This window comes from Chitinivibrio alkaliphilus ACht1, assembly GCF_000474745.1.
Lineage (GTDB): Bacteria > Fibrobacterota > Chitinivibrionia > Chitinivibrionales > Chitinivibrionaceae > Chitinivibrio > Chitinivibrio alkaliphilus.
In genome coordinates, this window is the sequence record NZ_ASJR01000026.1 from 21,851 (window position 1) to 28,152 (window position 6,302).

Sequence of the window (6,302 nt, forward strand, 5' to 3'; positions counted from 1 at the left end):
TACTCCTTATTCAGATCACTAGTTTCAGAAAAATATATTACGGCAGTAACAAAAAAGAGGGGCGCATCAACAGAGCCATGTGAGAATCTTTTTTCTTTGACGGATATAGAAACATATATTGCTATTATACCTACACAAAGGAGCTATTATGCAGTATACACAATTAGGTTCAAGCTCTCTCCGTATCTCCTCAGTCTGTTTAGGCAGTATGACCTGGGGACTCCAAAACACCCAGGAGGATGCAGATTCTCAAATAGAGTACGCCCTCTCGCAGGGAATTACCTTTATTGATACCGCAGAGATGTATGCTGTTCCTCCCTCACCGGAAACGTACGGAAAAACTGAAACAATTATTGGAAACTGGCTCAAGAGAAATAGGGAAAAACGATCCGACATTGTACTGGCAACAAAGATTGTCGGCCCTGGACTTTCATGGGTTCGGGGAGGAAGTGTCTTAAACAAGGAATCCGTTATTGCGGCGGTTGATGCTTCGCTCGCGCGTCTTCAAACCGACTATATCGACCTGTACCAACTGCACTGGCCTCGACGGGCCACCCCACACTTTGGTAAACAGTGGCCGGGAAAGATATCCTTTTCAGAGGTTGATGTCGATGCAGAAAAAGCTCATATGCACGATGTGTTGTTGGGAATAGACGCGGTGATTCGTACGGGAAAAGTGCGATATGTTGGCCTTTCCAATGATACACCTTGGGGGATACAGTCTTATCTGGAGCTCGAAAAAGAGTATGGGCTTCCCCGTATCGTCTCAGTACAAAATGAGTTTAATCTCACCCACGCAAAAGACTGGCCCTTCCTGTTGGAACAGTGCAGACATGAAAACATAGCCTATCTTCCATGGTCTCCCCTTGCAGGAGGGCTTCTTACAGGAAAATATCACCGGGGGGCACGTCCTGAAGGTGCTCGCTGGAGCTTGAAGAAAGATTCAACCCCATTTCGTGATACTGAAGCTGCGCATCGGGCTGTTGCTGCGTACGGAGCAATTGCTCAAAAATATGGATACACCCCTGCCCAACTTGCTCTTGCGTGGTGTGCCTCAATTGAAGGGGTAACCGCCCCGATTATTGGCGCAACAACCATGGAACAACTCAAGGAAGATATCGATGCCTTCAAACGCCCCCTCTGCGATGAAGCACGTCAAGAAGTTGAAGAGGTTTTCCAGACATTTCCCGCCCCATACTAGGAGGAACAATGATACAAACAATTCCCCTTTTGACTGATAACTATGCCTACCTTATTTCTCACGGGCCACACCGGTATCTTCTAGATCCCGGCGAGGCAGAACCAATCCTGAAACTGCTCACAGAAGATCCCCAAGATCTTTCCGGAATAATTCTGACCCATTATCATATGGACCATATGGGAGGAGCTGCGACGCTATCACAGAGAACACACGCGCCGGTCTACGGTCCGGCGCCAGCTCCCTTTTCTTGGATACATCCTCTTCATGACGGTGAAACCCTTCCCTTGGGTAAAAACGAATTGTACTTCCTGTCTCTGCCCGGTCATACAAAAACATCAGGTGCCTATTATTCATCTGCTTCTGCCTCCCTTTTTACCGGCGATACCCTCTTTAGTGGCTCATGTGGACGAATTTTTGAAGGAACCTGTGAAGAAATGTTTCATTCCATGGAGCGCTTAAAAGCCATGCCGGAAGAAACGCGTGTCTATTTTGGCCACGAATACACCAGAAAAGTACTCCCCTTTGCCCGCACCATGGAGCCATCTAATAAAAATATCGTTGCGTATGAAAAAACCCTCCTTTCCTGCTCAACTCCCAGCACAATTGGCCGTGAAAAAGCAATAAACCCGTTTTTTCGCACAGACTCTCCTGAAATAAAAGAGCACCTCTCTCTTCCCGGAGCATCCTCGAAAGAGGTGTTTTGTGCCCTACGTCGGGCAAAAGATCGGTGGTAATAAAAAAAACACAGTAATTTTTCTCCTGTTATTGTACACTATTGGAGTGTACACACACGGGGAGTTGAGCTATGTATCTACACCGAATCCGCAGCGTGATGATATATTTTATTGTTCTTACAACAGTGTGGGGAAGAGATACCCTTACCGTGGGAGTACAGGATTTCCACTGTTATCTACCCTATTCGGCCTATGACGGAATGATCTTTTCCGGCTTTGAGCGCGAATTACTCGACCTTTTTGCCACAAAGAAGGGATACTATTTCCACTATACTGCCTACCCGATTAAACGTCTTGATCGAGCTTTTGTAGCTGGAAACATTGATATTCGTATTCCCGATAATCCATACTGGGCCCCGGAAATAAAATCTGAGGAGCAGGTTCTCTATAGTGCCCCCCTTGTATCCTATATTGACGGAGTAGTGGTGCAGCAAGGAAGAGACACCATATCTCTTAATTCCCTTGATACCCTTGGGGTTGTCCGAGGATTTACCCCCAAACCATACCTCCCCTCACTTTCTGAAGAAACAATCTATATCCACGAAAACAGCGATATTTCCGGGCTATTAAAACAAGTGGCACAGGGACGAATAGACGGAGCCTATATTAATGTGGCTGTAGCATATCACCACATGAAGCAGTGGGACCCTGAAGATCGTCTCGTTTTTGCACAAAACCTTCCCTTTGTACACAGTACGAGACATCTTTCTACAATTCATACCCCCCAAATAATTGATAAATTTAATACCTTTTTAGAAGAAAATGCCTCTGCAATAGAGCTTCTCAAAGAAAAATACCGGGTAGAAGAGATCTTTAAAAGAAAGAATGTACGCAACTAAGAGATCATACTGTATAAAAAGGTAACATATCACTTGCACAGAAAGTTACTGGAGACGCATATTTCCTAAAACACATATATGTTTTATAAACTATAGGTTCTATGAAGGCAATTACACTATCTCTAGGAAAAACAGATACACAATTCCACAAGCGTATAGAGGATATACGTACCAGGCCGTACTGCCTTTTACGCAGCCCCGCAGGTATCCCGGAAAATCTGTCCGAACGGACTGCCCATATACAGGCACACCTTGATGTACTTATTTTTTTTGCGATATCCACCGCAGATTTTTCCCGTAAAAATCTGCACGAACTCTTTGCTGCGGGAATTCACGGACTCATTATCGACGGAATTTCCTCCCCTGTTCTCACCCTCTCCACCTATGCCCACACTCTGTTTGGGACGGGAGCCCTCTTTGTAAAATCAGAGAAAGGAGACAACGAGACTATTTCCCAGTGCCGTTCCCAGGACCTTATCCCCCTGTCATACAGCGAAGGGGTAATTCAGCCGGAAGAAATAAGCCGCTCCCGGAAACTCCTCCGTTTTGCTCGCTATTTCCCCCCCTTTCAGGAAGGGTCTCTTTCCCTGCAGCAGAAAATTTCCCTTCGCTTTCTTATTGAAAGCAGAAACCTTCGGAGACGCCTTATGGTGCAGGAGACGGCTGACTCCTTTGAATCAAGCGGGTTATAAGAATGAGACGCTTTCACATTGATATGCGGCCCCTGCCCCTGCTGTTTCTCCGGGAATACCGTAATGCCCTCGTCCTTGCTCTTCTCACGGCGCTTTTCCTTGTCTTTATCCACGGGGACTCACCCGATCCTGCCCTGTCCACTGAAGCCTATCGGGCAATGGTAATATTTGTCCTTGCGGTTATTCTCTGGGTAAGCAATCTCCTCCCCTTAGCCATAACATCCCTGTTGGTGTTGGGCCTGCTGGCCCATTTTGAAGTGATGGCCGCCCGCCAGGTATACTCCTTTTTCGGCAACAGCGCCCTCTTTTTTATCCTTGGCGCCTTTATCATTTCTGCGGCAGTTCAGGCATCCGGATTGAGCAAACGTATTGCCGTTACAGTGCTCAGAGCATGCGGGAAAGAAAAATACTCCCTCATCTGCGGTGTATTTTTTCTCTCTGCCGGTCTTTCACATATTATGCCGGAACATGCCGTGGCAGCACTTATGTACCCAATTCTGCGGGATATCCTTCCCCTTGTTGAAACAGAAAAAAAGAGCGGCCCCTTTCAGGAGTACCTTTTTTTCTCCATGGCATGGGGGTGTATTATCGGCGGAGTGGTCACATTTCTCGGGGGTGCACGAAATCCTTTGGCCATCGGAATCCTTCAGGAAATGAGTGCCGCAGATATATCCATGGGGCGATGGATCATTGCCGCTGCTCCGCCCATGTATATTTTGGGAGCCCTGGTACTGCTGTTTTTTCGCCTTACCCTGAAAGATGATGCCCACAGTTCCATACATATTGCAGCATTACCGCCCCTGCCAAAGATACATTTTCGAGAGATAAAAGCCGGAGTTATTCTTTCAGTTACCATAGCCCTGTGGGTATTTGGAAATGCCCGCTTCGGCATTGCAAATATTGCCCTTATCAGTGCATCCCTCTTTTTTGTTCTCAATGTTCTGTCCTGGGAGGAAGCAAAAAATGAGATAAACTGGGGGATTATACTGATGTACGGAGGGGCCATTGCCCTGGGAACCTCCCTTGACCGCCTTGGCGTATTGGAGTTGATGGTGGACACGCATTTGAGCACCCTTCAACTCTCTCCCCTACTGTTTATAGGCGCTATCGCCGCCATCTCAATCATTCTTACGGATTTTGTCAGTAATGCCGCCGTTATCGTGATTCTTCTTCCGGCGGCTATACGAATGGCTCCCGGTGCAGGAATATCTCCCGAATTGGCAACCCTTTCCATTGCCATTCCTTCGGGGCTTGCCTTCATGCTTCCCATGAGCACGCCTGCCATGGCCATTATTTACGGATCGGGAAAGGTAAATCCTGCCCGTACTCTGCGATATGGCCTTGTCCTCAACACGATCTCATGGATATTCTGTGTGAGTGCTGCAACCTGGTACTGGCCCCGCCTCGGAATATGAAATCGTGGTCATTTTTCCCCATACCCAACTCGCGCCCGCCAATCTATGGTTAAAACCATTTTAACGTGTGTATCCTGTGCTGCTACGCCATGGGGAATATCCACCGGCATGATAATCTGCTCTCCCGCTGTAAGTGTATATTCCACATCTTCAATCTGCACCCGGGGCTGCCCGTTAACAACAGCAAAAAGTGTGTCATAGGGCGCAGAATGAGTGCTAGCTTTCTAGATTCATTACCGGGAAAACGCCTCCTCACGGCATATAAAACCGCAGGGCAGCACCGTCATCCACCCGCAAAAAATAGACTCCCGGGGAAAGATTGGGGATACCGTTCTCCCCAAAATCCCCCAAGGACAGTCGCCCTCCGGCGGGTGCAGGAAAAGAATAGAGGAGCCGACCGCGCATATCATACACCTGAAGAGGTTTTCCCATCATATCCTGAGAAAAACCAATCTCTCCATCCCGGATATGCAGTGTATACCCATGCTTTCCATCACCATCTGGCAGAACAGATGTTTCACCTCCAAGGAGGCGGGTAAAGAGGTCTATCAAAGCATCATTTGCCCGGGTGGTATCGGGGAGTGAGCCGTAATCATCGTAGATACCGAAATTATCCTCATTCCAGGTATGATAGGTGAAATGAATATTCGAGCTTTTAAAAATATCAACGACATCTCTCACCCAGTCAAGCCCGCCGCGATTATCAAAGCAGTGATTCATAAGACCGAACTCTCCACAATAAAGTGGAGTATTTGTCCTCTCTCCCCAGGCAAAATATTTACCAATACTATGTTCAAGCGCATCTTTTCCCCGGGTAAGAACCGGGCCTTCACCGGTTTCAAAATCAAGCCTGATCTGAGCGACTCCCTCTGTAGATGCGGCCTCCCGTCTCATCTTGCCGTCAAGCCGGTAGCTGTATCCCTGTCGAGCAACTCTTCGCCAGGAATCCGAACTGAGGTTGCCGTCCTGGGCGACATTCTCGATAAAGAAATACTCTCTTCCCGATTCTGCCACCGTACCCCCAGTCCCTGAGCCATCCGAACTCCAGAAATAGGGAGCTTCACTCTCTTCCGCACGCATAAAGAATATGGTATCTGTAAGTATGCCACTTTCATCATACTCCGTAAGAACCAAAGAATCATAATACACCCTGCCAATCCCTGATGCTCCAACTACGGTAGGCCGTAAGACCTTTATTTTTTCGTCCTCAACCGTATGCATCACCCCTTCATACCAGTGCCAGCTCTCATCATCAACTATTTTCGGGCTGTTGAACAGTGCTGTATACCACTCACCGTCAAAACTTTCAATTCGACGGGGATCAGGATAGACACCACCCTCGCCCATATCTATCCACGAAGCATACTGATGTGTGTAGTGAATCGGCTCATAAAAATGAAAGGTGTAGACAAGATTATTGT

General features: G+C 47.5%; 6 protein-coding genes and 1 pseudogene. 5 read left to right on the forward strand and 2 right to left on the reverse strand.

Annotation, left to right across the window (positions count from 1 at the left end):
• Positions 1-148: 148 nt before the first annotated feature.
• The 5 genes from CALK_RS10300 (at position 149) to CALK_RS10320 (ending at position 4,881) form a co-directional block, all read left to right on the forward strand.
• Positions 149-1,201, forward strand: a complete 1,053-nt coding sequence (locus CALK_RS10300) for an aldo/keto reductase (protein WP_022637607.1) — start codon at positions 149-151, stop codon at positions 1,199-1,201.
• A gap of 8 nt (positions 1,202-1,209) precedes the next feature.
• Positions 1,210-1,935, forward strand: a complete 726-nt coding sequence (gene gloB, locus CALK_RS10305) for a hydroxyacylglutathione hydrolase (protein ID WP_022637608.1) — start codon at positions 1,210-1,212, stop codon at positions 1,933-1,935.
• Positions 1,936-2,006: 71 nt separating this feature from the next.
• Positions 2,007-2,774, forward strand: coding sequence for a substrate-binding periplasmic protein (locus CALK_RS10310; protein ID WP_022637609.1), 768 nt, complete (start codon positions 2,007-2,009; stop codon positions 2,772-2,774).
• A 101-nt stretch (positions 2,775-2,875) separates the two neighbouring features.
• Positions 2,876-3,466, forward strand: coding sequence for a hypothetical protein (locus CALK_RS10315; protein ID WP_022637610.1), 591 nt, complete (start codon positions 2,876-2,878; stop codon positions 3,464-3,466).
• Positions 3,467-3,468: 2 nt separating this feature from the next.
• On the forward strand, positions 3,469-4,881 hold the full coding sequence (locus CALK_RS10320) for an SLC13 family permease (protein WP_022637611.1): 1,413 nt from the start codon (positions 3,469-3,471) through the stop codon (positions 4,879-4,881).
• Positions 4,882-4,889: 8 nt separating this feature from the next.
• Here the strand turns inward: CALK_RS10320 and CALK_RS12945 are convergent.
• Both CALK_RS12945 and CALK_RS13065 read right to left on the reverse strand, forming a co-directional pair.
• Positions 4,890-5,084 (reverse strand): annotated as a pseudogene (locus CALK_RS12945) (cupin domain-containing protein); the annotation flags it as partial.
• Between the two features lie 49 nt (positions 5,085-5,133).
• Positions 5,134-6,302, reverse strand: a 1,169-nt coding sequence (locus CALK_RS13065) for a T9SS type A sorting domain-containing protein (RefSeq protein ID WP_204365313.1), incomplete at its 5' end; no start/stop codon positions are given.

What these genes read in the sequence shown, in the direction of transcription:
- CALK_RS10315 (WP_022637610.1), top strand. Translation starts at nt 2,876, where the DNA reads ATGAAGGCAATTACACTATCTCTAGGAAAAACAGATACACAATTCCAC.
- CALK_RS10320 (WP_022637611.1), top strand. Translation starts at nt 3,469, where the DNA reads ATGAGACGCTTTCACATTGATATGCGGCCCCTGCCCCTGCTGTTTCTC.
- CALK_RS10300 (WP_022637607.1), top strand. Translation starts at nt 149, where the DNA reads ATGCAGTATACACAATTAGGTTCAAGCTCTCTCCGTATCTCCTCAGTC.
- gloB (WP_022637608.1), top strand. Translation starts at nt 1,210, where the DNA reads ATGATACAAACAATTCCCCTTTTGACTGATAACTATGCCTACCTTATT.
- CALK_RS10310 (WP_022637609.1), top strand. Translation starts at nt 2,007, where the DNA reads ATGTATCTACACCGAATCCGCAGCGTGATGATATATTTTATTGTTCTT.